This is a genomic window from Streptomyces sp. ERV7 (genome assembly GCF_001653515.1).
In the GTDB taxonomy this organism is placed as follows: domain Bacteria; phylum Actinomycetota; class Actinomycetes; order Streptomycetales; family Streptomycetaceae; genus Streptomyces.
Genome location: NZ_LYOY01000051.1, coordinates 533,461 through 558,686, shown reverse-complemented (window position 1 = coordinate 558,686; position 25,226 = coordinate 533,461). Strand labels below are relative to the sequence as shown.

General features: G+C 71.5%; 23 protein-coding genes and 1 pseudogene. 13 read left to right on the top strand and 11 right to left on the bottom strand.

Going from position 1 to position 25,226, the window contains the following annotated elements:
• Positions 1-3: 3 nt before the first annotated feature.
• The 6 genes and pseudogenes from rfbD to A8W25_RS25355 form a co-directional block, all read right to left on the bottom strand.
• A complete protein-coding gene (gene rfbD / locus A8W25_RS25375) occupies positions 4-906 on the bottom strand; it encodes a dTDP-4-dehydrorhamnose reductase (protein ID WP_079126375.1) in 903 nt (300 codons plus the stop codon).
• Positions 907-1,010: 104 nt separating this feature from the next.
• Entirely contained in the window at positions 1,011-2,012 is a 1,002-nt protein-coding gene (locus A8W25_RS25370; protein ID WP_067165375.1) for a proline racemase family protein, read from the bottom strand.
• Positions 2,013-2,014: 2 nt separating this feature from the next.
• Positions 2,015-2,944, bottom strand: coding sequence for a dihydrodipicolinate synthase family protein (locus tag A8W25_RS25365; protein WP_067165373.1), 930 nt, complete (start codon positions 2,942-2,944; stop codon positions 2,015-2,017).
• A gap of 115 nt (positions 2,945-3,059) precedes the next feature.
• Entirely contained in the window at positions 3,060-4,274 is a 1,215-nt protein-coding gene (locus tag A8W25_RS35115) for an FAD-dependent oxidoreductase (protein WP_420708517.1), read from the bottom strand.
• Positions 4,275-4,426: 152 nt separating this feature from the next.
• Positions 4,427-4,564, bottom strand: a pseudogene (locus tag A8W25_RS35810) (FAD-binding protein); the annotation flags it as partial.
• The gene (locus tag A8W25_RS25355) at positions 4,548-4,859 is read right to left on the bottom strand and encodes a (2Fe-2S)-binding protein (RefSeq protein WP_067167189.1); all 312 of its coding nucleotides are present in this window, start codon (positions 4,857-4,859) and stop codon (positions 4,548-4,550) included. The pseudogene A8W25_RS35810 and the gene A8W25_RS25355, both read right to left, overlap by 17 nt.
• A gap of 742 nt (positions 4,860-5,601) precedes the next feature.
• Between A8W25_RS25355 and A8W25_RS32940 the strand changes: the two genes are divergently transcribed.
• Complete coding sequence (locus A8W25_RS32940; RefSeq protein ID WP_079126374.1) at positions 5,602-5,823, top strand: hypothetical protein; 222 nt, start codon at positions 5,602-5,604, stop codon at positions 5,821-5,823.
• 102 nt (positions 5,824-5,925) lie between these two features.
• Here the strand turns inward: A8W25_RS32940 and A8W25_RS25350 are convergent, their stop codons facing one another.
• Positions 5,926-6,741, bottom strand: a complete 816-nt coding sequence (locus A8W25_RS25350) for an alpha/beta fold hydrolase (protein WP_067165371.1) — start codon at positions 6,739-6,741, stop codon at positions 5,926-5,928.
• Positions 6,742-7,344: 603 nt separating this feature from the next.
• On the opposite strand from A8W25_RS25350, the gene A8W25_RS25345 reads away from it, so the two are divergent.
• Together A8W25_RS25345 and A8W25_RS25340 are read left to right on the top strand one after the other, a co-directional pair.
• Positions 7,345-7,749, top strand: coding sequence for a transglycosylase SLT domain-containing protein (locus A8W25_RS25345; RefSeq protein ID WP_234386573.1), 405 nt, complete (start codon positions 7,345-7,347; stop codon positions 7,747-7,749).
• Between the two features lie 183 nt (positions 7,750-7,932).
• On the top strand, positions 7,933-8,412 hold the full coding sequence (locus A8W25_RS25340; protein WP_067165365.1) for a hemerythrin domain-containing protein: 480 nt from the start codon (positions 7,933-7,935) through the stop codon (positions 8,410-8,412).
• A gap of 44 nt (positions 8,413-8,456) precedes the next feature.
• On the opposite strand, the gene A8W25_RS25335 is transcribed toward A8W25_RS25340, so the two are convergent.
• On the bottom strand, positions 8,457-8,912 hold the full coding sequence (locus tag A8W25_RS25335) for an ASCH domain-containing protein (protein WP_067165363.1): 456 nt from the start codon (positions 8,910-8,912) through the stop codon (positions 8,457-8,459).
• Positions 8,913-9,124: 212 nt separating this feature from the next.
• Here A8W25_RS25335 and A8W25_RS25330 point away from each other — a divergent pair, with 212 nt between their 5' ends.
• Positions 9,125-10,045 (top strand): NADP-dependent oxidoreductase, encoded by a 921-nt coding sequence (locus A8W25_RS25330; protein ID WP_067165361.1) that lies wholly within the window; start codon positions 9,125-9,127, stop codon positions 10,043-10,045.
• A 6-nt stretch (positions 10,046-10,051) separates the two neighbouring features.
• Here the strand turns inward: A8W25_RS25330 and A8W25_RS25325 are convergent, their stop codons facing one another.
• On the bottom strand, positions 10,052-10,474 hold the full coding sequence (locus tag A8W25_RS25325; RefSeq protein ID WP_199831861.1) for an SgcJ/EcaC family oxidoreductase: 423 nt from the start codon (positions 10,472-10,474) through the stop codon (positions 10,052-10,054).
• 227 nt (positions 10,475-10,701) lie between these two features.
• Between A8W25_RS25325 and A8W25_RS25320 the strand changes: the two genes are divergently transcribed.
• Together A8W25_RS25320 and A8W25_RS25315 are read left to right on the top strand one after the other, a co-directional pair.
• Complete coding sequence (locus tag A8W25_RS25320; RefSeq protein WP_067165358.1) at positions 10,702-12,702, top strand: ATP-binding protein; 2,001 nt, start codon at positions 10,702-10,704, stop codon at positions 12,700-12,702.
• A complete protein-coding gene (locus A8W25_RS25315) occupies positions 12,699-14,210 on the top strand; it encodes an ABC transporter substrate-binding protein (protein ID WP_067165356.1) in 1,512 nt (503 codons plus the stop codon). Before A8W25_RS25320 ends, A8W25_RS25315 begins: the two co-directional genes overlap by 4 nt.
• 19 nt (positions 14,211-14,229) lie before the next feature.
• Here the strand turns inward: A8W25_RS25315 and A8W25_RS25310 are convergent, their stop codons facing one another.
• Positions 14,230-15,414 (bottom strand): acyltransferase family protein, encoded by a 1,185-nt coding sequence (locus tag A8W25_RS25310; RefSeq protein WP_067165353.1) that lies wholly within the window; start codon positions 15,412-15,414, stop codon positions 14,230-14,232.
• A gap of 354 nt (positions 15,415-15,768) precedes the next feature.
• Between A8W25_RS25310 and A8W25_RS25305 the strand changes: the two genes are divergently transcribed.
• The 3 genes from A8W25_RS25305 (at position 15,769) to A8W25_RS25295 (ending at position 17,922) form a co-directional block, all read left to right on the top strand.
• The gene (locus A8W25_RS25305) at positions 15,769-16,773 is read left to right on the top strand and encodes a helix-turn-helix domain-containing protein (protein WP_067165351.1); all 1,005 of its coding nucleotides are present in this window, start codon (positions 15,769-15,771) and stop codon (positions 16,771-16,773) included.
• 230 nt (positions 16,774-17,003) lie between these two features.
• Positions 17,004-17,606, top strand: a complete 603-nt coding sequence (locus A8W25_RS25300) for an RNA polymerase sigma factor (RefSeq protein ID WP_067165348.1) — start codon at positions 17,004-17,006, stop codon at positions 17,604-17,606.
• Entirely contained in the window at positions 17,596-17,922 is a 327-nt protein-coding gene (locus A8W25_RS25295) for a hypothetical protein (protein WP_234386572.1), read from the top strand. The genes A8W25_RS25300 and A8W25_RS25295 overlap by 11 nt, the downstream gene beginning before the upstream one ends.
• 35 nt (positions 17,923-17,957) lie before the next feature.
• Here A8W25_RS25295 and A8W25_RS25290 read toward each other — a convergent pair whose 3' ends face one another.
• Positions 17,958-18,764 (bottom strand): SigB/SigF/SigG family RNA polymerase sigma factor, encoded by an 807-nt coding sequence (locus A8W25_RS25290; RefSeq protein ID WP_067165346.1) that lies wholly within the window; start codon positions 18,762-18,764, stop codon positions 17,958-17,960.
• Between the two features lie 379 nt (positions 18,765-19,143).
• Here A8W25_RS25290 and A8W25_RS25285 point away from each other — a divergent pair, with 379 nt between their 5' ends.
• Genes A8W25_RS25285 through A8W25_RS25270 form a run of 4 tightly spaced genes read left to right on the top strand, consistent with a single transcriptional unit; the run spans position 19,144 to position 25,197 of the window.
• Positions 19,144-20,133 carry an alpha/beta hydrolase gene (locus tag A8W25_RS25285; RefSeq protein ID WP_067165343.1) on the top strand — a complete coding sequence of 330 codons (990 nt, stop codon included), beginning with the start codon at positions 19,144-19,146 and terminating at the stop codon, positions 20,131-20,133.
• 14 nt (positions 20,134-20,147) lie between these two features.
• On the top strand, positions 20,148-21,692 hold the full coding sequence (locus A8W25_RS25280) for a peptidoglycan DD-metalloendopeptidase family protein (RefSeq protein ID WP_067165342.1): 1,545 nt from the start codon (positions 20,148-20,150) through the stop codon (positions 21,690-21,692).
• A 13-nt stretch (positions 21,693-21,705) separates the two neighbouring features.
• Entirely contained in the window at positions 21,706-23,172 is a 1,467-nt protein-coding gene (locus tag A8W25_RS25275) for a transglycosylase SLT domain-containing protein (protein WP_234386571.1), read from the top strand.
• A 27-nt stretch (positions 23,173-23,199) separates the two neighbouring features.
• Complete coding sequence (locus A8W25_RS25270; protein ID WP_067165339.1) at positions 23,200-25,197, top strand: family 43 glycosylhydrolase; 1,998 nt, start codon at positions 23,200-23,202, stop codon at positions 25,195-25,197.
• The last annotated feature ends 29 nt before the right edge of the window (positions 25,198-25,226 follow it).

The following is a 25,226-nucleotide window of genomic DNA, read 5'->3' as shown; positions in this document are numbered from 1 at the left end:
TGTTCAGGCGGGCAGCGCCGACGGCTCGCCCGCCCGCTCGGCCGTCACGAGCGCGGGCAGCGCCTCGGCCAGGGCCTCCCGCCAGTGCCTGATCGGCGTGAGCCCCGCCTCGCGCCAGCGGTCGTGGCCGAGGACGCTGTACGCGGGGCGTGGCGCCGGGCGCGCGTAGGCCGCGCTGGTGGTGGGACGCACCCGCGCCGGGTCCGCGCCGAGCAGCCGGAACGTCTCCCGGGCCAGCTCGCACCAGGTGCCGTGGCCACTGCTGGTGCCGTGCCAGTGCCCGGCGGGCGCGGCCCCGGCCAGCGCCGCGTCGCCGAGCCGGACCAGCCGGTCGGCGAGGTCGGCGGTCCAGGTGGGCTGGCCGCGCTGGTCGTCCACGACGTCCAGGTGCTCGCGCGCCGACTCCAGCCGGATCATGGTCCGGACGAAGTTGGCGCCGCCCGCCCCGTACAGCCAGCCGGTCCGCACCACATGGCCGGTGCGCGGCAGCAGCGCGCGCACCGCCCGCTCGCCCGCCAGCTTGGTCCGGCCGTACGCGGTGCGCGGGCCGGTCGGGGCGTTCTCCGGGTACGGGGCGGTGGCGTCGCCCGCGAAGACGTAGTCGGTGGAGACATGCAGCAGCACCGAACCGGCGCGGGCGCAGGCGCGCGCCAGGTGGGACGCGCCCTCGCCGTTGATCCTCAGCGCCCCGTCCTCGCAGGTCTCGGCGTCGTCGACGGCCGTCCACGCGGCGCAGTTGACGACGACGTCCGGCCGGACGCCGGCCACCGTCGCCGCCACCGCCGCCGCGTCCGTCAGATCGAGCGCCGAGCGGCCGAGGGCGAGCGCGTCGCGGCCCGCGAGCCGGGCCGCCACCTCGCGGCCGAGCATCCCGCCCGCCCCCGTGACCAGCCAGCTCCCGCTCACAAGGCGGCCCTCTGGCGCAGCGGCTCCCACCAGTCGCGGCGGGTGCGGCTCCTCGGCGCCGACCAGGGCGGGGCCCGCCCCGGGAAGGCCCGTGCCGTGTCCCGTCACAGCAGGAACCCGGCCGGGAAGGGGTCGGACGGGTCCAGGAAGTACTGGGCCGTCCCCGTGATCCAGGCGCGTCCGGTCACCGTCGGCACCACCGCGACCAGACCGCCGACCGTGGTCTCCTCGACGAGCCGGCCGGTGAACTCCGTACCGATGAAGGACTCGTTGACGAAGTCGCGGTGGAGCGGCAGTTCGCCCCGGGCGTGCAGCTGCGCCATCCGCGCGGAGGTGCCGGTGCCGCACGGGGAGCGGTCGAACCACCCGGGGTGGATCGCCATGGCGTGCCGGGAGCGGACCGCGTCCGAGCCGGGCGCGGTGAGGTAGACGTGCTTGACGCCGCCGATCTCCGGGTTCACCGGATGCACCGGCCGGTCGGTGGCATTGATGGCGTCCATGATCGCCAGCCCGGCGCCGAGCAGATCGTCCTTGCGCGCCCTGTCGAAGGGCAGCCCCAGGTCGTCGAGGTGGACGAACGCGTAGAAGTTCCCGCCGTACGCGATGTCGTAGGTGACCGTGCCGTACCCGGGCACCTCCACCTTGCGGTCGAGTCCGAGGCAGAAGGCGGGCACGTTGGTGAACGTGACCGACTTCGCCTCGCCGTCCTCCACCCGCACGTCGACGCTCACCAGGCCGGCGGGGGTGTCCAGACGGACCGTGGTGACCGGTTCGCTCACCTCCACCATCCCGGTCTCGACGAGCACGGTGGCCACGCCGATCGTGCCGTGGCCGCACATCGGCAGCAGCCCGGACACCTCGATGTAGAGGACGCCGTAGTCGGCGTCGGGGCGGGTGGGCGGCTGGAGGATCGCGCCGCTCATGGAGGCGTGGCCGCGCGGCTCGTACATCAGCAGGGTGCGCAGGTCGTCCAGGCGGTCGAGGAAGTGGAGCCGCTTCTCGGCCATGGTGGCGCCGGGGATGACCCCGACTCCGCCCGTGATCACCCGGGTCGGCATGCCCTCGGTGTGCGAGTCGACCGCGTGGTAGACGTGACGTGTGCGCATGGTCAGCGAAGTCCTTCCGCGAGTGCCTTCTCGGTGGCCGGGCGCACCCCTGCCTCGATCTCCCCGGAGAGCGGGGCGCGCGGCGGGCGGACCGGGCCGCCGGGCCGTCCGGCGATGTCCATCGACAGCTTGATGGACTGGACGAACTCGGTCTTGGAGTCCCAGCGCAGCAGGGAGTGCAGGGAGCGGTAGAGCGGTACGGCCGTGGTCAGGTCTCCGGCGACGGCGGCGTGGTAGAGCTCGGCGCAGGCGGCGGGCAGCGCGTTGGGGTATCCGGCGATCCAGCCGACGGCGCCCGCGAGGGCGAGTTCGAGCAGGACGTCGTCGGCGCCGATCAACAGGTCGAGTTCGGGGGCGAGTTCGGCGATCTCATAGGCGCGGCGCACGTCTCCGCTGAACTCCTTGACGGCGACGATACTGCCGTCGCGGTGGAGCTCGGCGAGGAGGGCGGGGGTGAGGTCGACCTTGGTGTCGATGGGGTTGTTGTACGCGACGACCGGCAGCCCCGCGCGGGCGACTTCGCCGTAGTGGGCGCGTACGGCGGTCTCGTCGGCGCGGTAGGCGTTGGGCGGCAGCAGCAGCACGGATCCGGCGCCGGCTTCGGCGGCCTGTTCGGCCCAGCGGCGCGACTCGGCACTGCCGTACGCGGCGACGCCCGGCATCACCCGGGCCCCGTCGCCCGCCGCCTCCACGGCGACCCGCACGACGCGGGCCCGCTCCTCGTCGGTGAGGGTCTGGTACTCACCGAGGGAACCGTTGGGCACGACACCGTCGCAGCCGTTGTCGATCAGCCAGCGCACATGCGCGCCATAGGCGTCGTAGTCCACGGACAGGTCCTCGCGCAACGGCAGCGCGGTGGCGACCATGATGCCGCGCCAGGGCTGCCGGGCGGTGGAGGAGCGGGCGGACACGGCGGTCTGGGCAGACGTCATCGGTGACTCCCTAGTGTGGTGTGTGACATTTTACTGGCGCGCCCATGGCGGCCACAAGAGCCACACGCGCACGGCCGCGTACGAGATGTGCGCGGCGGGCCTCGAACGCCTGCGGTCAGCCTGCGGACGGGGGCAGTTGGGCGAGGTGACCGAGCTCCACCGGGCAGGACAGCGGCCGCCGCTCCTCGCCCGGTGCGCCACCCGCGAGGCAGGCCACGGCGTGGCCGCACATCCTGCCCTGGCACCAGCCCATACCTGCTCTGGTCAGCAGTTTCACGGTACGGGCGTCGGACGCGCCGAGCTCCGCCACGGCCTCCTTGATCCGCCCCGCCGGGACCTCCTCGCAGCGGCACACCAGGGTCGCGTCGTCCAGCCACCCGGTCCAGCCGTCCCCGGGCCGGTGCGCGGCCGCCATCGCCTCCGCGAAACGGCGCAGCCGCGCACGCCGCCGCACCCGGGCGGCGGCCCAGCGCGGGCGCGGGGTCCCCTTGAGCTCGTACGCGATCGACGCCGCCGCCAGTTCGCCCTCGGCGAGGGCCAGTTGAGCGCCTCCGATGCCACCGGTCTCGCCCGCCGCCCAGATCCCGGGAACCGAGGTGCGCTGTGCGGGGTCGAGGTCCAGGGCGAGGGTGCCGTCGGCCGTACGGCGGGTGGCGCAGCCCAGGCCGGTGGCCAGCTCCAGCTGGGGGACGAGCCCGTGGCCGACCGCGAGCGCGTCGCACGGCACCCGGCGGTCACTGCCCGGGACGGGCCGCCAGTCGCGGTCGAGCCGGGACACCGTCACGGCCTCGACGCGGTCGCTGCCGTGCGCGGCCGTCACCGCGTGCCGGGTCAGCAGCCGCACCCGGTGCCGCAGCAGTCCGCCGCCGTACAGCGCGCCCTCGCCCAGTTTGCCGGGATTGCGGGCGAGCGCGGGCAGTTCGCGTGCGTACGGGGTGTACGCGGACGCCTCGACCACGGCCGGGACGGTGGCGCCGGCCGCCGCGAGCGAGGCGGCGACGGCGAGCAGGAGCGGACCGCTGCCCGCCACGACGACCCGTCGGCCGGGCAGCACCAGGCCGGACTTCAGCATGGCCTGCGCCCCGCCCGCACCCACGACACCCGGCAGGGTCCAGCCGGGGAAGGGCAGTTGGCGCTCGTACGCGCCGGTCGCCAGCAGCACCGCCCGCGCCCGGACCCGTACCGCCCGCTCCTCGCCTCCGTCGGCCCCGGTGACGGCGTGCACCACCCAGGGCCCTTCCTCTCCGTCGCGGGTAACGGTCCACACGTGGTGGCCGCCGAGACGGTCCACCGCGCTCGCCTCCAGACGTCGGCGGAGCCCGGTGAACACACGTGGTGGCCGCCGAGACGGTCCACCGCGCTCGCCTCCAGACGTCGGCGGAGCCCGGTGAACAGGGACCAGTCGTGGTGCAGGGCCTCGGGGCGCACCGCACCGACGGCAGGCGCCGGGTGCCGGAAGAACTGGCCGCCGATCTGCGGCGAAGCGTCCAACAGGGCTACGGACAGCCCGAGTTCGGAGGCGGTGACGGCACCGGAGAGCCCGGCGCAGCCCGCGCCGATCACCGCGAGGTCGTATGTGTGCGCCTCGGGCGGCGCGGGCGTCTCAGCCGAGGGACGCATGGCCGTGTCCTTCCTGGGCGATCACCGTGTCTCCGGGGTGGGCGGGGACCAGGCAGGCCCTGCGGTTGGGCTGTCCGTTGATGGTGGCGAGGCAGTCGTAGCACTGCCCGATGCCGCAGAACGCGCCGCGCGGCCGGCCGGCGGTGCGGGTGGTCCGCCAGGCGAGGATGCCCGCGGCCCACAGTGCGGCGGCGACGGACTGCCCGGGCAGCGCGGGCACGGGCCGGTCCCCGAAGGTGATCTCGAAAGGTGGGCCGGTGCGCGTGCCGACCAGGTCGGCGGGGGTTCGGGCCACGGGGAGCCTCCGTGTCGGGGTGGGGTTCTGGGCGGCCGCGGCGGCAGGGGCGCCGGCCGTGTGCGTGGTGGCGGCAGCGGTCGGCGCTGCGGCGATCACCCCGGCTGCGGCGATGAGGGCCAGGGGCCACAGCGGACGACGGTGACGGGGGAGCAGATGCACGGTGGAACACCTTTCAATTACCGTATTGCCCCAGTTAGGGGCCTTCATTTCCACTCAACACCCATACGACGTTATGCGCGCCTTCGGCGTGTCATACGTGCGTCAACCCCACCAAGTCGCGCCCTGGCGGCGGTCGATCGGCCGCATCCTCGTGGGCACCCGCCTGCCCCGCGTGCGAACGGGGGTATTGGCGACACTCGCCGCGCCCCCGACGTCATCAACTGGCGCAGACATCAGAGGAGTTCAGGCCACCTGCCTGACGTCCGGTGCACAACGGCGGCCCCACCGTCTGCCGCGCCGCTCCGGCCCCCACGCTTCACCCAACGCCTCACCCAACGTCACGCTCAACGGGAGCGCGGACTTCTCCCCGACGGTGTCTGCCACCCGGGCGTCAGGCGGGCCCGGCGCCGGTCGCGGGGAGGATCACGCAGGTCGTCGCGGCATGGGCGTACAGTCTTCCGTCCTCCACCCCGACGAGCGTGGCTTGACCTGCTGCCCCCAGAGGTGTTCGGATCATGCTGGACGGCACCGGAAAATATTCGGTTCCGGTGAGTCCGCCCGGGTGCCTAAGATCCCGACCATGCCAAGACCCTTCGGTTTCACCTATGACCAGCGTCCGGACGGCAGCGTGACGATCACCCACCAGGGCCGGTCGGCCGGCACGTTGCGTGGTGCACGTGCCGAGAAGTTCCTCGCCGAGGTCGAGTCGGGTGATGCCCAACTGGCGATGGCCCGCTGGACGGGTGCGTACAAGCACGGCAATGAGCGGATGGCGCGTAATCACCCGCGCAACCGACACTAGCCGTTCCCGGTCCCGGTCCCCGTCCCGTTCCCGTCGGTCGAGCGGGCGGTGGATGAATGCATGATCCGGGCCGTCCGGCCGAGCATGTCGGCCGGACCGGTGTCACGCCCCGCGGGCGAACTGGGTGAGCACCTGCGCGTACTCCTGCGGATGGGTCATGTGCGGGATGTGTCCCGCGCCGTGGAAGGTGTGGCGCCGGGCGTGGGGCAGGACGGCGGCCAGGCGGTCGAGGACGGTGGTGAACCAGGCCGGGCTCTCGGTGCCGTGGCTGAGCAGCACCGGGACAGCGCAGGCACCGAGCGCGTCGAGGTCCAGGGCGGACCACGCCGGGTCCCGCTGCTCGTCGAGCCAGGTCTGGGCATGGGCGATGAACGTGGCCCGCAGGGGCTCGGGCAGCGTCTCCCACGCCCCGGGGCCGAGCGCCACCCCTTCCACGAACAGCTTCGCGCCCGCCGCGTCCTCGCCCTTGCGCAGCAGGTCCTTCACCGCGTCGATGGTGCCCATCACCGGCCGGAGCTCGCTCATCGAGGCGGGGTCGTCGAGGACCAGTGCGACCAGTGGGGGTTCGTGGAGGGTGAGGGTCTTGAACAGCTCGGGGCGGCGGGCGGCCAGGCCCACGGCGGTCGCCGCGCCGAAGGAGTTCCCGGCGACATGCGCGGGCGCCATCCCCAGCGCCTCGATCAGCGCCGCCAGGTCGTCCTCGTCCTGCCGCCGGGTGCCCTGGCCCGGCACGGCCTCGCTGTGGCCGTGGCCCCGCCGGTCGTACGCCACGACGCGGAAACTCGCTTTGAGGTCGGCCTCGACGGCCGCTTGCCAGGCGTAGTGGTCGTTCCACGAGCCGTGCACCAGAACCAGCGGCTCGCCGTCGCCGACTTCCTCGTAGTGCAGCACCACATCACCGGCACGTACCCGGGCCATCGACGACTCCTTCGGGGCAGGGCCAGGCCGAGCCCCCGGGCCCGGCCACATGGCCGTCACCCTTCCACAGCCCACCGCTGCTCCACGGTGTACGACACGAGCGCCTGCGGACGCGTCGCGCCCACGTGGAGCACCTGATCGGGACAGGGCGGTTCGGTACCGACCTGTGATGCACCGTGCCCAGCCCGCCCTGCTCCTCTGTTTCCGAGGTGGTCGCTCCGTCCCACCGGCATCTCGGAAGGGTATAGGTGGTTACTTTTCGTGACATTTAGGTGGGGTGGGGGTGACTCGGCCCATAGGACCCAGGTCACATACGTAGGAGGCTAGTAGCTTCTGGTGGCCGTGATGGCGGTCCCTGGGACCGGCTTTCACCTGCGCGAAGCCCGTCCCGGGTGTGGCGGGGTCGCTGGTCCCCGGCTGCGAGGCCGCCTAGTAAGAGGGGTCGTTGCCAGGGTGGCGGGGGGTCGGTAGAACTGGATGAGTCGCCGCAGCGGCCCGGGTGTTTTCTTCCCGCCGCAGACGATCCCCTCTCCCTCGCGTGAGTGGCTCACGCATGCCTCTGGCATGCCGCGACTGTCCTTGTTTCCTGCGAAAGGCCCGTCTGTGTCCAAGTCCGTCATCCGCCGCATCGCCGCTTCGAAGAAGACCCTCGCGGGTACCGTCGTGGCTCTCGGTGCCGCCGGTTCCCTGCTTGCCACCGTTCCCGCTCAGGCGGCCCCGGTGAGTGCCAAGGCGATCGCCCAGCAGATGATCAAGGACCCGGCGCAGTTCGCGGCGTTCAGCAATATCGTTTCCCACGAGAGTGGCTGGGACCACACCGCCACGAACTCCTCTTCGGGTGCGTACGGCCTGGTCCAGGCCCTGCCGGCGTCGAAGATGGCTTCGGCCGGTGCGGACTGGAAGACGAACCCGGCCACCCAGATCAAGTGGGGCCTGGACTACATGAACGACCGCTACGGCAGCCCGGTCGGTGCCTGGAACTTCTGGCAGGCCCACCACTGGTACTAAGCCACCAGCGGCAGCAGACGCATGGAAGACGCTCGACCGGGACCATCCCCGGCCGAGCGTCTTTCTGCATCTGCGGAGACCCGTACACGCACGGGCAGCCCCGAGCGCGCGTGGCGCATGTTCGTCCGTCCTGCCGGGTATGGGGCTGAACGGAAGTGAGTCCTGTGCCTCAGGGAGCTGCCCATGTCCACCGACGCGATCGTGATGCTGAGGGAAGGCCACAAGGAGATCAGGCGTCTGATCCGCTCCTATCGTGTCGAGCGGAATCCCGAGGTGATAGGGCCCTTCCTACGGGCACTGACCGTGTACACGTACATCGAGCGGGAAGGGATGTACCCACGCGTCTGCGTCCTGTTCCCGGACGCCGAGCCGGACGTCCTGGGCTTTGTGGAGGAACACCACATCGCCGACGTGCTGGGCGCCGAGCTGTACGACATGCGCCCCGGGGAGGTCGCCTTCGACGCCAAGGCCCGACTGCTCATGGACATCGTCGAGCGGCACATGGACGCGGAGGACCGCAGCTGGTTCCCGCGTGTACGGGCCGCCGTCGGACGCAAGGAACTGCGCGAGATCGGCGCCTGGATGACGACGCTCGCCGAGCGCGCTCCCCAGCACCCTCATCGCCCTTCCGCGCAGACACCGTGGGACGCCGTGGCCGCGTGACAGCACCCGGCTGAGGGCCCCGGAGCCCAGCGCGGAGCGGGTGGTCAGTCAGTCGGGCGCAGGTCGGCGATCACGCGGAAGCGTTCCAGTATCACCGGGGTTTCGTCGTCCACGGTGAATTCCGGGTCTTCCAGGGCTGCGCGCATCTCGGCGCTGTGCCAGAACCCCTCGTGGTTGGCCCGCCACCCGGCGATGCTGGTGTCGCCTTCCCCCTCGTCCACCACGTGGGCGAAATCCACCTGGGCCAGCGGTACGACGCGCACACTGGTGACCTCGATGACCGCGACCGGACGGTCGGCCGAGTCGACGACCACCGCGCGGCCTCCGATGGACGGAAGGGGCTCCCCTGCGTGCTCGTAGTCGATCACGAGTCCGGTGGTGGAGGTCTTGGAACCGGCGAGGATCGCCGCGACGAGCCGGTCACGCAGCGGGCCGGGGAAGGCGAACTCGGTCCGGGGCAGCGAAGCGATGTCATCGGAGGAGACGGCGTCGGTGGTCATACGGTCACCGTAGCGCCGTGCTCGCTCGAACCGGCAGTGATTTACGGCTGGGGGACGGTGGCGCGGGAGAGGCGAGGAAGCGCAGTGGGCGAGCGGATGCCTGCCCGGAGTTGCCCAAGCCGCGCGACCGTGTGAATGCTGGACACAGGCGGGGCAAGGGCCCCATCGACTGGGCCGGATCGCAGCGACCGGCCGGAGAGTGGTCCTGGACCATGAAGGCAATCGCGCTTGAATCGTACGGAGCCGCCGACGACCTGCGGTTGGTCGAGCTGGCCGATCCCAAGGTCGCGCCCGGTGAGGTCCTCGTCCGGGTGAAGGCGGCCGGGGTCAATCCGGTCGACTGGAAACTCGCCGCCGGATATCTGGACCCGATCATGGAAGTCCGCTTCCCGCTGATCTCCGGCTGGGACGTGTCCGGTGTGGTGGAAGGGGTCGGCCTGGACGCCACCGAGTTCGCGGTGGGGGACGAGGTCTTCGGCTATGTGCGCAAGGACTGGGCACAGAACGGCACGTACGCGGAACTCGTCGCCGCGCCCGTGCGCACGCTGGCCAGGAAGCCCGCGGCGCTGAGCTGGGAGCAGGCCGCCGGGGCGCCGCTCGCGGGGCTCACGGCCTACCAGACGATCAAGCGGGTCGGTCTGGCCAAGGGCGAGACCGTGCTGATCCACGCCGCGGCCGGCGGCGTGGGCTCGCTCGGCGTGCAGATCGCCGTGGCGCTCGGTGCCCGGGTGATCGGCACCGCGAGTGAGCGCAACCACGACTTCCTCCGCGAGCTCGGCGCGGAACCGGTCACTTATGGGGACGGGCTCGCCGACCGCGTACGGGGCCTGGCGCCCGACGGTGTCGACGCGGCCCTCGATTTCATCGGCGAGGGTGCGGTCGACGTCTCCCAGCAGCTGCTCCGCGCGCGCGACCGGGTTGCCTCCATCACCGACGGCGAGGCCGCCGCCAGGGGTGGGCACTATGTCTGGGTGCGTCCCGACCCCGATGATCTGGCGGAGCTCGCCGCGCTCGCGGACGCGGGCAAGCTGACGGTGCCCGTGGAACACGCGCTGCCGCTGGCCGAGACCGCCGAAGCGTGGCGCCTGAGCCAGGCCGGCCGCACCCGGGGAAAGATCGTCCTGACCGTCTAGGACGCGTCAGTGCCGCTGTTCGGCGACGACCCCCGTGTTCTGACAGGCGGTCAGCAGCCAGCGTCCGTCGGCCTGCTTCGAGATCACGTACAGCGGGGCGCCCTCGCTCTCCTCGCCCGGGGCCAGGTAGCGCTGACGGACCTTGACCGCGGCGACGTCGGGACGGATGAAGAGGACGTGGGCCACCTCGTAGGTGACCTTGCCGTCCCAGCCGGCCGCGGGGAGGACCTCGCGGGTGAACTCCGCGATCGCGTCGAGGCCGATGAGGACCTTGCCGTGGGCCGTCGTCCAGATCGCGTCCGGGTGGAAGAGGCCGAGGAACTCCTCCGGGTCCTTGTTCTGCTGGGAGTGCTCGACGGTGGCGACGAGTTGGCGGATCGCTTCGAGGTCCGCCGCGTGGGATGTGGATTGCGTGGTCATGTGGATCATCGTCATACCTCAAGCGTGATTGAGGTCAAGTGGGTGGTCGCAGGGTGAGGTGAGGGCGACCGTACATGCGGCGTGGTTCCGGCACGAGCAGGCCCTGTGCCGGGACCGCATGTCCCGGCTTCGTCCGGAATTCCCCACAGTGCTTGCAACCCCCATACACCCCAGGGATATTGATCCTTCGCCGGTGTCACACCGTAGTGACACCGAACCGTGGGGTAGGGGGGCCGATGCCGCGGGAGTGGGCGGGGCAGTCCGAGCGGGACCGGTTGGTGCAGAGCCATGTCGAGTCGCTGATGTTGCCGGGCGAGGGCGGCCGGGGGGCCGAGCAGCACCCGGTCACGCTGCTGCTGGGCCCGCGTGGCAGCGGTAAGACGACCCTGCTGCGGGCGCTCGGCACCTGGGCGGAGGTCGGGCCGGTGGTCCGACTCGACCTGGCCGACCTGGCCCGCCACGAGCAGCGGCCCGTCGATGTGCTGCAAGCGATCGCGTACGGCCTGGAGCCGCGCAAAAAGCATGTGCCGCGTATCTCGCTGCCCGCCTTCCACCTGATGTGTGCGGCGCTCGCGCTCGAACTCGACCCCCAGGACCGGGCGGTGGCCCGTCGGCAGCTGAGCCAGGAGCTGTCCGGGCCGCCGTCCCACTGGCTGCCGCACATCATCCAGGTCGGGCAGGCGGCCGGGGCCATGGCCGGGCTGCCGTCCCCGTTCACCGAACTCTTCCGGGTGCTGCCGACCATCGAACGCGTGCTGCGGCACGGCCAGATGCTCCGTCGGCTCTCCAGGATCCGGCGGGCCTCCGCCGTCGCCTCGGCCCTCGACATCCTCGTCGAGCTCAACCACGCCTACCACGGCTCCGCCCCGGAGGACCGCGCCACCACCGAGCGCATCATCTGCGGGCTCTTCCTCCAGGAACTACGGCGCTGCTACAGCAGGAAGGGCTGGGCGGTGCGCTGTCTGGTCCTGCTGGACAACGCCGACAACAAGCTCGGCGGCGAGATACTACGTCTGCTCGTCCAGGAGCGCCGGGTCACCGACCACGACCCGCTGGTCGTCCTCGCCATGGCGGGCAGCTATCCGAAGGCGCTCCAGGACGTCGACTTCGGCTGGCAGTACGCGGCCGACGGCTACCCGGGCCCGTGGCCGCCGGGCACGGCCTTCGCCCCGCAGGAGGTGACGGCGGGTCTGCGCGTCGGCCGACTGCGCGACTTGACGCGCGGCGAGGTGGAGCAGCAGGCCAAGGACGTCTTCCAGTCGGCCACCGCGCCCCCGCCCCGGAGCCATGCGGGGGCACGGTGGCTCGGCTGGGCGGTGTACGAGATCACCCGCGGGCAGCCCGAAGCGACCGCCCGGATCCTGACCGCGCTGCACGCGGGCGAGCCCATGGAGCCCTGGGAGGAGCGGCTGCGCCGCATACTCGCGCCGTCGGGCGAATTCAGTACCGCCCTCCTGGACCGGCTGCTGCCCATCGACCCGCCGCAGGGGCTGCGCGGCGCACTGGCCAGGGCCGCTGCCGCGCCGGACCTCGCCCAGGCCGCCGTCGCCCACTGGTTGCAGGACGAGACCGAGGCCAGGGCCCATCTCGGCCAGGAGTTCCACGCGTTCACCAGGGACCGGCTGCGCACCATGCACATCGATACCGGCGCTCCGCTCGCCGACGGCCCCCCGGGCACCCCGCATCCCCTCCTGCGCCGCCTGCTCCTGAACACCCTGGAGGACCCGGCCGCGCTGTATGCCGGGCTGCGCGCGGAGGCCGAGGCGCGGGGCGAGTCGGACCTGGCGGCCTACCACGACCTGGCCCGCGGCGACCTGTCCGCGGCCGCGGCCCACCTGGACAGGGCCTTCGAGCAGGACACCCCCGAGCAGTGGTGTGCCCAACTGTGCCGGATGCGCCGGGCACCGCTCCCGCGTTCCGTCAGCGGCGCGGGCAGCGATCCCTGGGAGCGGTACGAGGCCCTGGTACGGCACCTGCGCGACGACACGGCGCCCCGGCTGCGTACCGTCACCCGTCTCCTCGCCGCGAGCTGGATCGCCCCGGAGCCCGGTGAGGATCCGGCCACCGACCTGATCGGGGACCCCTACCGGGACCCGCTCGGCGATCCGTACGCCTTGCTCTACCCCGAGGTGTACGCCCGCTTCCACACACTCGCCGCAGCCCACACTCAGCGCGTCTCCTGGGCGAACGTGCTGCAGGACAAGGCGCAGCAGTACACCGAGGAGCCCTGGCGATGACCACATCGATCACCCTGCCGAGACCGCCCAGTCGTAAGGTGCTGTGGTCGGCGCTCGGCGTCGTGCTCGTGGCGCTGCTCACCCTCGTACTCGTCAGGGCCTGCGAGCCCGAGACGGACTGCGCGCGGGGCGTCGCCAAGAAGACCGGCGGGGAGTGTGTCGGGGTGACCGACGGCTCCTTCGCCTTCCCCGCCGTCGGCGACCTCAGCGCGAGGATCCGCGACGAGAACCGAAAGGTCGAGAAGTCCCACGAGAGGTCGGTGACCATCGCCTACCTGGAGTCGATGTCCGGCGGTACCGAGGACCGGGGCCCGGAGGGCACCCGCCAGTCGGTCACCGGTGCGCTCATCGCCCAACAGGAGATCAACGAAGAGCGCGGCACCCTGCCCCGCGTACGCCTGCTGCTCGCCAACACCGGCCGTAACGACGCGTATGCCGGTGAAGTGGTCGACCAGCTCCTGAAGATGAAGGACGAGGAGCACCTGGTGGCCGTCGCGGGGATCGGGCAGAGCAACGCCCGTACGCTCGCCGCGGTCGACAAGCTGCGTGCCGCAGGGGTGCCGATCGTGGGCGCGACGGTCGCCGGGGACGAGATGAGGTCGCCTTCGCCCGGGTTCTTCCGGGTGTCCTTCCCCGCCGGGGAGCAGGCCTCGGCAGCGGCGCGCTACTTCAAGGAGCAGCAGGACAAACGGCCCGGATACCGGCTCCAGGTCGTCAAGGACAACAAGGCGGGCGACATCTACAACGCCTCGCTGTACTCCGGGTTCATGACCGCCGCCCGGCGCATCGGCCTCAAGGTCGAGACGGTGGTTCCCTTCACCTCGGGTGCGGCGCCGGGCAGCGGCAATGTGCTCCGGGTGGTCGCCGAGAAGATCTGCGTCACCGGCGCCACCCCGGACGGCGTCTACTTCGCCGGGCGGGGACGGGAGTTGCGCAGCTTCGTGGAGGCAGCGGGTGAGAACCGGCGCAGCTGCCCGGTGACCGTGCTCTCGGGGTCGAGCGCCGTGGGCGTGTACTTCGGCACCAGCGGCCGGACGGATACGGCCGAGCTCGATGAGCTGGGCAGACGCTGGAAGGCCAGCGGGCTGCGGGCGTACTACACCGCGTACGCCCACCCCGATGCCTCCGCGCGGATGTACGGGGGCCAGGAACGCGGCCCGTTCCCCGACTTCCGGCGCCGCTATCTCGCGCTGCGCGGCGGGAGCGCGGGCGAACTCACCAACGGGCAGGCCATGGTGGGCCACGACGCGGTGTACACGGTCGGCATCGCGGCCCGTCGGGCCGTGGACACCTACGGCCTGGAGAAGGTCACCGCGAGCACGGTCCTCGACCTGCTCGGGCAGACCAACGGGACGTACAAGGTACGCGGCGTCAGCGGGGAGATCGCCTTCGCTCCGGACACCGGAGAACCGTCCGACCGCCCGATGGCCCTGGTCGAACTCGGCCCGCCCGCGGCCCGCGACGACGGAGGCGGACGGTACCGGTTCATCGACACACTGAAGCCCTGATGAGGCCTGAGAGCCCTGGTCAGGCCGTCCTGGCCTTGGCCCGCCGGGATGTCGACCAGCGGCGGGTGATGGGCCGCTCGACGAGTGCGTACAGGGCCCAGGACGTCAGGATGCTCACCGCGAGCAGCGCGACTATCAGGGCGCTCGCCACGGGTGCCGAGTAGAGGTCGTGGCCGAGGAGTTTGCGGCCGTAGATGAGCACGATGGAGTGCAGGAGGTAGAAGGCGAAGGATATTTCGCCGAGCCAGACCATCGTGCGGTTGCGGAAGAGGGTGAACTCGTTCTTGGCGTCGGCCATGGCGGCCGCGGCGATGAGCAGGATGATCGGGATGATGGAGGTGGCGCGCTGGGCGTAGAGCATGTCCGACTCCTGCGCGAGCCAGTAGCTGCCGGCCAGGAGGACGCTGGACCACAGGAGGCCGATGTTGCGCCAGCGCCCGTTGAGGACCGCGTGCGCCACCAGCATGCCGAGCGCGAAGTCGAGCAGACGCACCGGCGGGAGGCAGTACGCGAACCACAGCTGCTTCACCGAGGCGTCCGCCGACGTCGAGGTGTTGAGTTGGATCGCCGGCGAGTCGGGCAGCACCTGGTAGGTGAACAGGGGCGTGAGGATGATCGCCGTGAGCAGTCCGCTGATCCAGTACTTGAGGTGTGCCGGGTTGATGCGCAGGAACAGGCGGTGCAGCAGCGGGAACGAGGCGTAGAAGATCAGCTCGCAGGCCAGCGACCAGTTGGCCAGGTCCACGCTCAGCATGTACTGGAGGTCCGGTACCCACACATGGACCATGAAGAGGTTGGCGAGCGCGACGCGGGTCGGGGTGTAGGCGGAGGCGAAGAGGAGCATCGCCAGGCCCCAGGTGATCACGTAGTTGGGGTAGATCTTGGCGAACCGGCGGCGCCAGAAGGCCCGGGCGGTGTCGTTCGGGCGGGCGGACCAGGTCAGGACGAAGCCGCTGAGCACGAAGAAGAACGCGACACCCAGCGCACCCGTCTTCTCCGTGGCCCTGTTGAGGTCCATGGCCAGCTTGTCGTCCCCGAACAGACGCACCTGGGGGACGGGCAGTGTGGCATGGCTGATGAAGACCAGGAATGCGGCGGGGAACCGCAGGCCTGTCAGGGAGGGCAGCCGGGAGAGACGGGGAGCGGGGAGTTCGTCCCGCTCGGACGGCGCCTCACTGGACGCCCGCAGCACGTCGTATGTCATGGACAACCTTCCTGAACGCGTGGGGGTTGGCCCTCCGGGGACCGAGGGTCGGCGGGACCTGGACAGCGCCCTGCCGTAGCGGGGCCGGGCGCCGCGCCCCGGCTTGCGGGGGTGCGTCCGCTGCCGGCCGGACTCGCGGAACTCGTCCGCAGCCGGCGGGTGAAGGCCTTGCGCCCTGTGCGACATGGCCTCTGCGGAGACGCCCTCATTCTGGCCGCGGGGATTTGGAGACGTCGTTGGCTCCCAGCGCATGTTTGTTGGCATGGAACGCACTGCCGGTTCTCAAGGCCGCTGTATTTAGCTGGGTGTTTTGGGCCAGTGGATCAGTGTTGCCGGAGTGCGTGGGGGATGGGAATGCGTTCAACAGTTGTCGACACCGCCGAGTTTCCCGTCAGTGAGCGGCCGGGGGCGTGGGCCGGGGCCATGGCCATGGCGCAGGTGCCCCAGCGCGTCACGTCCCTTGAGAGAGGAACCTTCGGAGCGCGGATCGAGATGATGCCCCTGGACGCCGGTCAGATCTCCGTCCTCTCCTCCTACGCCTCCGTGACCGCGCAGCGGACACCCCGGCACGTCCGGCAGTCGGACCCGGAGATGTACCGGGTCGTCCTTGTCACGGGCGGAGAGCTGGGTATCGAGCAGTGTCGGCAGCGATCTCTGCTCAGGCGCGGCGAGATGGGCTTCGGCGAGAGCTCGCAACCCATCGACATCTACGCCGGTGACACCCCGGGCCGGCATCTCGTCTTCCAGTTCCCGAAGAAGCTCCTGCGGCTTTCGCGCGAGCAGTTCACGCGGCTGTGCGGCCTGTCCCTGCCGTGGACGCAGGGCGTGGGCCGCCTGTTCGGCCAGTTCGTGGCGGGACTTGCCGAGGAGTACGCCCAGTGCACACCCCAGGACGCCACCCGTCTGGAAGCCACCGCGGTCGACCTGCTGTCGGCCGTGCTGGAGCACCATCTCGACCGCGACGCCACGTTCGGCGGCCCTGCGGTGTCGGCTGCCTCGTCCGGCCAGCAGGTGTTGTTCCTGCGGATCAGCGCCTTCATCGCCGAGCATCTGTCAGACCCCGGCCTCGGGCCGGAAGCCATCGCCGCGGCGCACCACCTCTCGCTGCGGTATCTGCACCGCATCTTCCAGGACCACGGCACCACACCCCGCGCCTTCATCCGGCAGCAACGGCTCGACCGCTGCCGCCGCGACCTGGCCGACCCGGCCCTGCGGCACCTCACCATCCACACCATCGCCGCACGCTGGGGCTACCCCCAGCCCGACGGCTTCTCCCGCGCCTTCCGCACGGCCACCGGAACGTCCCCCAGCGACTACCGCCACCAAGCGCTGCTCCACACTCCCCGGGCTCGCTCATGAGGTGTCTTGACCGTGCAGACGCGGGATCATGGGATCCGTGAACCACCGAGCCGAGGACAGGGGTGAATCCTTCCGGACCCGCCGTGCCTCTCATAGGCATGCGGACGACCGAGTCCGCCCCGCACCCCACCGGGAGGACCCCATGACCACCGTCGTCATCGCCGCCGCGGCCGCCGCGCTGCTGCTGTGCGCGTGCACCGTCACGCTGCTGCGCCGCCGGAGGCGTCAGCGTGGCTGAGCACAGCTGGCCCGGCGCGACGCTCGTCGCCGCGGCGCAACGCGGCGACGTCGAGGCGCTCACCGCCCTGGTGTACGGCTCCTATCCACATGTGCACCGGTTCGCGCACTCGCTGTGCGCCACGCCCCAGGACGCCGAGGACGCAGCCCAGGAAGCGCTGATCATCCTCTACCGCAAGATCGGCATGCTGCGCGCCTCCGGGGCGCTGGCGTCATGGATGTTCCGGATCGTCCGCAACGAGTGTCTGCGCCGCACTCGCGCACTGCTGCGCCAGGGACCGGCCGAGGAGCCCGGCCAGTTCGGCACGCCGGACCGGCTCGTCGCGTTCGGCGGCGCCGCGCGGTCCGCCGAGGACGACGTCCTGCTGCGCCTGGAAGCCGAGCGCGTCGCGGCCGCCGTCGCCGCCCTGCCCGACGATCAGCGGCAGGTGCTGGTCATGCGGGACATCCAGGGCCTGCCCGGCCGGACCGTCGCCGACCGGCTCGGGCTGAGCACCGCCGCGATGAAGTCCCGCCTGCACCGGGCCCGTTCGGCGGTACGCGAGGAGCTGCGCGACGCACTGGCCGGAACGAGGGGAACCGACGATGAAGCATGACGCGACCACGGCGGCACGCACCGCCGCGCCCCCTTCCGCCGACGCACGCGAGGCGCCGAAGCGCGGCGGCTTCGCCAGCGTCTCCGTCCCGCGCCATCTGGCCCGAGGTGCCATCGGGTTCGGTGCGCTCGCCGGGTCCCTGGCCCTGCTGCCGGTCGTCGGCCCGATGAGCCTGCTGCTCGCCCCGGTCGGCCTGATCGCGCTGCGCGGCTGCCCGATGTGCTGGACGATCGGCCTCCTGGAGACCGTCTCGGCCGGCCGACTGCGCAGGTCGTGCGCGGACGGGAGGTGCGAGCTGACCCGCGCCGGACCCTAGCCCCGTGGCCGCGTAACCGGCCGTACGCGCGGCGCTCAGGCGGCGTCGCGGTGGTCGGCCAGGGCTTGTTGGCGTACGCGGCTGCAGGTGCGGGTGATCAGCCGTGAGACGTGCATCTGGGAGAGGCCGAGTTCGGCGGCGATCTGGGTCTGGGTCATGTCCTGGAAGAACCGCATGTAGAGGATCCTCGACTCGCGCTCCGGCAGCGCCCGCAGTGCGGGCTTGACCGCTTCACGGTCGACGACGGTGGCGAAGCCGCGTTCGGTCGTACCGAGGCTGTCGGCGAGCGACACCCCGCCCCCGTCGCCGCTGCCACCGGCGCCGGATTCCGCTTCCAGGGAGAGGCTCTTGAACGACTGGAGGGCTTCCAGGCCGTCGGGGACCTGGTCCTCGTCGAGCCCGGCCCGGGCGGCGAGTTCGGCGATGGTGGGCTCGCCCGGCTGAGCGGCCTTCAGCTCACTGCGCGCGACGCGGACCTTGTTGCGGAACTCCTGGACCCGGCGGGGGACGTGGACGGACCACAGGGCATCCCTGAAGTGCCTTTTGATCTCGCCGTTGATGGTCGGGACGGCGTAGGACTCGAAGGCTCCGCGGGCCACCTCGTAGCGGTCGACGGCTTTGACCAGCCCCATCGCGGCGACCTGGTAGAGGTCTTCGAGCTCCGCCCCGCGGTTGCGGTACTTGCCGGCCAGGCGCTCCGACATCGGAAGCCACCGGGCGACGAGGTCGTCCCGCAGCGCGTCGTGCTCGGGGCCGTCTTCGAGGGCGTTCAGGCGGGTGAAGGCGGCTGTGGTCTCGGGGGCGTCGTCATGGTTCCGCCCGCGGCGGACGGTGGTGGGCATAGCTCGGCTCTCCCGCACGTCGGTTGGCTGGCTGACCGCCGCAGAACCTCGTGTACGCAGGGGCGATTCCGGAAGAGAACGCGCCCAGGACATACGGGTCCCGCGGGCATGCCTCCGGCCCGAAGCACGACGTACGCCTGCCCTGGGCCGCATCCCGCAAACGGTCACGAATCCGGTCGCGCGTTCGAGTCCCGAGTCGGCCTGGCAGCCTGGGGCGCGGCCAACGGGGCCTCTCAGACACCCCTTAGCCCACGCGGACCGCCCCTGTCAGTCCGTAAGGTTCCGGGTTCTCCTGGCCGCGAGCGCGTCGCTACCCTCCGAAGCTCCTGTCACACAGCGGCCGGTCCCACCGCCGCCGCGTTTCCCCCAGGAGGTCACGTTGACCGCGCACCGCCCCACCCGCAGGAGCATCCTCAAGTCCGCCGGCGGGCTCACCGCCGCCGTGGCCCTCGGCGCCGGAGGCGTGCTCGCGGCAGCGACGACGGCCTCGGCGGCCGACGACGGGTTCGGTCTGCACATCGTGGACCGCAACGAGAGCGACCCGAGGATGTGGTACTACCGGTTCCAGACCGACGCGATCGGCTGGAACCCCGGGGTCAACGTGCTGCTTCCCGACGACTACCACTGGAGCGGCCGCACCTACCCCGTCCTCTACCTCTTCCACGGCGGCGGAACCGACCAGGACTTCATCACCTTCGACCGCGAGGGCGTCCGCGAGTGGACCGCCGGAAAGCCGATCATCGTCGTCATGCCCGACGGCGGCCACGCCGGCTGGTACTCCAACCCCGTCAGCTCCAACGTCGGCCCCCGCAACTGGGAGCACTTCCACATCGACCAGCTGCTGCCCTGGGTCGAGGCCAACTTCCGTACCTTCGCCGAGTACGACGGCCGGGCCGTCGCCGGATTCTCCATGGGCGGGTTCGGCGCGCTCAAATACGCGGCCAAGTACTACGGCCACTTCGCGTCCGTCAGTGCCCACTCGGGCCCGGCCAGCCTGCGCCGTGACAGCGGCCTCGTCGTGCACTGGGCCAATGCCTCCGCCGCGGTCCTCGACCTGAACGGCGGCACCATCTACGGCGCGCCGCTGTGGGACGAGGCCCGGGTCAGCGCCGACAATCCTGTCCAGCGGATCGAGAGCTACCGCAACAAGCGGGTGTTCCTCGTCGCCGGTACCAGTCCCGACCCGGTCAACTGGTTCGACACCGTCAACGAGACCCAGGTGCTCGCCGGGCAGCGGGAGTTCCGCGGTCTGCTCGACCGGGCCGGGATCCCGCACGAGTCGTACGAGGTTCCCGGCGGCCACTTCATCCGCCACGACCTGATGCGGCGCGACATCGACGGCATCATCGGCCGCCTGCGCAAGGCCTGAGGGGAGCGCGTCCCATGTCGTGCACCACTTCGCCGAGACGTGCGCTGCACGTCGGGCTCGCGGCGTTCGCCGCCCTGCTGTTGGGTCTGCTGGGCACCGCTCCGTCCGCGGCCGCCGCCCAGGTCCGCGCGCAGAGCGCCGCCCGGGCCGCCGGTTTCGTCGGCGCATGCCCGACCACCGGCTTCATCTCCCAGTACTACAGTGCGGGACACAACGGCATCGACATCGCCAACGACCGCGGCACCCCGATCTTCGCCGTCGGCGACGGCGAAGTGACGATCTCGGGATACGAGCCCGGCTACGGCCAGTGGATCCGCGTCCTGCACCCCGACGGGACCAACACCGAGTACGGTCACATGTACGAGCGGGACGTCCAGGTCGGCGACCGCGTCGTGGCCGGTCAGCAGATCGCCCTGATGGGCAGCGAGGGCGAGGCCACCGGGCCGCATCTGCACCTGCGGGTCTGGGCGGACCCGGGCGCGAGCGTACGTACCGACCCCATCCCGTATCTGGCGGAACGCGGCATCGACATGCCCTGTACGCCCGGTACCGGCCCGCATCCCGCGCCGCTGGTGTATCCGGCGGAGTCGGGGCGGGTGGTGTCGGCGCGTTCGGCGGACGGTCGTCTGGAGGTCTTCGCCGCCGGAGCCGACGGCATTCACCACGCCTGGCAGCTCGGGGTCAACAGCGGCTGGTCCGACTGGGAGCCCCTGGGCGGGCCGGGCGGCGCGGAGCTGGCGATCGGTCCGAACGCCGACGGGCGCCTCGAAGTGTTCGCGATCAACGGCGACGTGTTCCAGCACCGCTATCAGCTTTCGCCCTCGGGTGCGTGGTCCGGGTGGGAGAACTTCGGGGGCGGTGGCCGGGACATCGCGGTCGGGGCCAACGGTGACGGTCGTCTGGAGGTCTTCGCCTCCGGTCCGGTGGGTGTCTTCCACCGCTACCAGAGCGCACCCAACGGCGGCTGGTCGCAGTGGGAGTCCGCAGGCGGCGGCCCGGCCAACAGTCGCATCGAGATGGAGAAGTCGTCCGACGGGCGCCTGGAAGTCTTCGCGATCAACGGTGATGTCTTTCAGCACCAGTACCAGACCGGTGTCAACGGCGGCTGGTCAGCGTGGGAGGACTTCGGTGGTGGCGGCCGTGACGTGACCGTGGACCACAACCAGGACGGGCGTCTGGAGGTGTTCGCCTCCGGGCCCGCCGGAGTGTTCCACAAGTACCAGACGAATCCGACCAGTTGGTCCGGCTGGGAGGCGACCGGTGGACCGGCTGACTCGCAGCTCACCAGTCAGCGGACCGCGGACGGCCGGGTGGAGGTCTTCGCGATCAACGGCAGTGTCGCCCAGCACCTGTGGCAGACCGGTGTCAACGCCCCGTACGGCCAGTGGGACGCCTTCGGCAACGGCGGTACGGAGGTCACCGCGGTGGCCAACGCGGACGGCCGTATCGAGGTCTTCGGGACGAGCCAGGCCGGCGTCTACCACAAGTGGCAGACGGGCTTCGCGACGTGGTCCGAATGGGGCTGGCTCAACAACACCTCGGGCCCCGCCGTCAATTGAGAGGAGACAGCAGGTGAGAACTGTGCAGCGCGCTCACAGAGCGCCCCATCGCGTCATCCTGGCGGCCCTCGCCTCGCTCGTCCTCGGGGCGGGCGTCCTGGCCTCGGCCTCGCCCGCGTACGCCGCGCCGAGCGATCTGTGCGCCCAGGTTGGCTACAACGCCGGTTTCCGGGGCGAGAGCCTGGTGACCGCCGTCGCGGTCGCCCTCGCCGAATCCAGCTGCAGCCCGTCGGCGACCAACGTCCAGAACAACCGGCCCCCCTCCACCGACCGCGGCCTCTGGCAGATCAACGACTACTGGCACCCCGAGGTGGACGACGCCTGCGCCTTCGACCCCCAGTGCAACGCGAACGCGGCGTTCACCATCTCCTCCGGCGGCACCAACTGGCAGCCCTGGTCCACCTACAACGCGGGCGCCCACCAGCGGCACATGGACGAGGCGCAGGCCGCGGTGGACCGTCTGGGCCACCACGAACCCGGGCCCGCGCCGCTGGTGTATCCGGCGGAGTCGGGGCGGGTGGTGTCGGCGCGTTCGGCGGACGGTCGTCTGGAGGTCTTCGCCGCCGGAGCCGACGGGGTCCATCACGCCTGGCAGGTGGGGGTCAACGGTGGCTGGTCGGACTGGGAGTCCCTGGGCGGACCCGGTGGCGCGGAGCTGGCGATCGGTCCGAACGCCGACGGGCGCCTCGAAGTGTTCGCGATCAACGGCGACGTGTTCCAGCACCGCTATCAGCTTTCGCCTTCCGGTGCGTGGTCCGGGTGGGAGAACTTCGGGGGCGGTGGCCGGGACATCGCGGTCGGGGCCAACGGTGACGGTCGTCTGGAGGTCTTCGCCTCCGGTCCGGTGGGCGTCTTCCACCGCTACCAGAGCGCGCCGAACAGCGGCTGGTCGCAGTGGGAGTCCGCAGGCGGCGGCCCGGCCAACAGCAGGATCGAGATGGAGAAGTCGTCCGACGGGCGCCTGGAAGTCTTCGCGATCAACGGTGATGTGTTCCAGCACCAGTACCAGACGGCCGTCAACGGCGGCTGGTCCGCCTGGGACGACTTCGGTGGTGGCGGCCGTGATCTGACCGTGGACCACAACCAGGACGGGCGTCTGGAAGTCTTCGCATCCGGACCTACTGGCGTGTTCCACAAGTACCAGACGAATCCGACCAGTTGGTCCGGCTGGGAGGCGACCGGAGGGCCCGCCGACTCACAGGTCAGCAGCGAACGCGCACCCGACGGCCGGGTGGAGGTCTTCGCGATCAATGGCAGTGTCGCCCAGCACCTGTGGCAGACCGGAGTCAACGCCCCGTACGGCCAGTGGGACTCCTTCGGCGGCGGCGGTACGGAGGTCACCGCCGCCACCAACGCCGACGGCCGTATCGAGGTCTTCGGAACGAGCCAGGCCGGCGTCTACCACAAATGGCAGACCGGGATCTCGACCTGGGCCGAATGGGCCTGGCTCAACAACACCTCCGGCCCCGCCGTCAACTGACCCGACCGGTTCCTCCGGAGAAGAGCCATGCATCCGATCAGCAGGCGGCACCTGCTGCGTGCGGCCGGAGCGGGAGCACTCGTGCTCCCGCTCGCGGCCCGTACCGCAGCCGCAGCCGCCGACGTCCCGCCCCACCAATGGGTCGACGCCGGCCCCTTCACTCCCGTCCACGACCCGTCCACCCCCGGTCGGCCCCGCTACTTCAACGACCACACCCTTGTCCGGGCGGCCGGCCGCTGGCACCTGTTCAGCATCGTCGGTGACAGCGCCGCGCCCGGCCAGGCGCCGGACAGCACCGCCGAGGTCACCTTCGCCCATGCCTCCGCGCCCGACCCGTACGGCCCGTGGACCCGCCACCCCGACGCGCTGACCGTCGATCCCGCCTACCACGGCGAGCAGCACCTGTGGGCACCCCATGTGATCGAGGCCGCGGGAACCCACTGGATGTTCTACGCCGCGGGCGGCAGCGCCGGGGCCGCGATCAACCTGGCCACGTCCACCGATCTGTTCACCTGGACCCGCGTTCCGTCCGGGCCGCTGTTCCGGGGCCGGGCGGCGCGCGACCCCATGGTGGTACGGATCGGCGACGAGTGGGTCATGTACTACACCGAACTCTCCGCCGACGGCCACCACCTCGTGTGCTGGCGCCGCTCCGGCGACCTGCTGCACTGGAGCGCACCCGGCACCGCCTTCACCGACGACAGCACCGCCGCCATGGGCGTCTCGGTCACCGAGTCACCGTACGTGGTCGAACGGGACGGCTGGTTCTACCTGTTCATCGGGCCGCGCGGCGGCTACGACGGCACCGACGTGCTGGCCTCCCGTGACCCGTTCCGCTTCACCCTCGACGGATACGCGGGCCACGTCCCCGGCCACGCCGTAGAACCGGTCACCGACGGGCAGGACTGGTACGCGAGTGCCGCCGGCTGGTTCCGGCACGGTCTGGGCCTGGCGCAACTGCGCTGGCAGGACACGCCTCCCGTATGGCAGAGCCCCGAGAACCCGGTGGCGGCCCCGGATGTCCACGGCCGCCCGACCGTCTTCGCGCTCGACGCCGCCGACCGCTCGATGCTGCGGCGCGTCCAGCTCGATCCGGACGCCGACACCTGGTCGGAGTGGGAGACGTTCGGCGGCCCGGCCGGTGCTCCGCCCACGCTCGGCCGCAACACCGACGGCCGCCTGGAGGTGTTCTCGCTCGCCCCGGGAGGCGTCAACCTGCACCACCGGGTGCAGCGTCCGGACGGCGACTGGAACGAATGGGAGGAGTTCGGCGGTCCCGCCGCGGCCGCGCCCTCCGTCGCCCGCAACGCCGACGGCACGCTGGAGGTCTTCGCCCTCAGCCCGGGCGGCACCCTGATCGCCCACCGCCGCCAGTCCTCGCCCGGCGCCTCGACCTGGGACCCGTGGGACGCGGGATTCGGCGGACCCGCCGGAGCACCTCCGGTCATCGGCGTCAACGCGGACGGCCGTCTTGAGGTGTTCGTCCTCACCCGCGGCGGTACGGCGATCCTGCACCGCTGGCAGCAGAGCCCGGGCGGCGCCTGGTCCCCGTGGGACCGCTTCGGCACGGCGGCCGGTGCGGCCCCGCGGGTGAGCCGCGACGGGAGCGGCCGGCTCACCGTCGCCGCGATCGCCCCCTCCGGGGTGGCCGCCTTCCACCGGCGCCAGTCGGTGCCGAGCGGCGGATGGGACGACTGGCAGCCACTGTTCGGCTGGTCGGCAGCGGCCCCGCTGCTCGCCCCCAGCGCCGACGGCCGCCTGGAGGCCATCACGCTCGCCCCCGGTGGCGAGCGGCTCACCCACCGCTGGCAGCTTTCCCCCGGCGGCGCCTGGGCGACGGGCGAGGACATGACGGAGTCCGGTGTCGTGCTCGCCGCCCCGCCCTCGGCGACGGCCGATGCCACCGGCCGTCTGCACCTGTTCGCGGTCACCGCGGACGGCCACCTCCGCACCCGCGTACAGGAACGGCCCAGCGGCAGCTGGCGCCCCTGGACCGGCTTCGGCACCCGCGCCGTCGCCCCCTGACCCGGCCCGCACCCCGCCCCACCGCGTAC

Bases quoted from the DNA above. Each gene is read 5' to 3' on its own strand.
- A8W25_RS25370 (WP_067165375.1), bottom strand. From the start codon at position 2,012: ATGCGCACACGTCACGTCTACCACGCGGTCGACTCGCACACCGAGGGC.
- A8W25_RS25365 (WP_067165373.1), bottom strand. From the start codon at position 2,944: ATGACGTCTGCCCAGACCGCCGTGTCCGCCCGCTCCTCCACCGCCCGG.
- A8W25_RS32940 (WP_079126374.1), top strand. From the start codon at position 5,602: ATGCCAAGACCCTTCGGTTTCACCTATGACCAGCGTCCGGACGGCAGC.
- A8W25_RS25350 (WP_067165371.1), bottom strand. From the start codon at position 6,741: ATGGCCCGGGTACGTGCCGGTGATGTGGTGCTGCACTACGAGGAAGTC.
- A8W25_RS25340 (WP_067165365.1), top strand. From the start codon at position 7,933: ATGTCCACCGACGCGATCGTGATGCTGAGGGAAGGCCACAAGGAGATC.
- A8W25_RS25335 (WP_067165363.1), bottom strand. From the start codon at position 8,912: ATGACCACCGACGCCGTCTCCTCCGATGACATCGCTTCGCTGCCCCGG.
- A8W25_RS25330 (WP_067165361.1), top strand. From the start codon at position 9,125: ATGAAGGCAATCGCGCTTGAATCGTACGGAGCCGCCGACGACCTGCGG.
- A8W25_RS25325 (WP_199831861.1), bottom strand. From the start codon at position 10,474: ATGATCCACATGACCACGCAATCCACATCCCACGCGGCGGACCTCGAA.
- A8W25_RS25320 (WP_067165358.1), top strand. From the start codon at position 10,702: ATGCCGCGGGAGTGGGCGGGGCAGTCCGAGCGGGACCGGTTGGTGCAG.
- A8W25_RS25315 (WP_067165356.1), top strand. From the start codon at position 12,699: ATGACCACATCGATCACCCTGCCGAGACCGCCCAGTCGTAAGGTGCTG.
- A8W25_RS25310 (WP_067165353.1), bottom strand. From the start codon at position 15,414: ATGACATACGACGTGCTGCGGGCGTCCAGTGAGGCGCCGTCCGAGCGG.
- A8W25_RS25305 (WP_067165351.1), top strand. From the start codon at position 15,769: ATGCGTTCAACAGTTGTCGACACCGCCGAGTTTCCCGTCAGTGAGCGG.
- A8W25_RS25295 (WP_234386572.1), top strand. From the start codon at position 17,596: ATGAAGCATGACGCGACCACGGCGGCACGCACCGCCGCGCCCCCTTCC.
- A8W25_RS25290 (WP_067165346.1), bottom strand. From the start codon at position 18,764: ATGCCCACCACCGTCCGCCGCGGGCGGAACCATGACGACGCCCCCGAG.
- A8W25_RS25280 (WP_067165342.1), top strand. From the start codon at position 20,148: ATGTCGTGCACCACTTCGCCGAGACGTGCGCTGCACGTCGGGCTCGCG.
- A8W25_RS25270 (WP_067165339.1), top strand. From the start codon at position 23,200: ATGCATCCGATCAGCAGGCGGCACCTGCTGCGTGCGGCCGGAGCGGGA.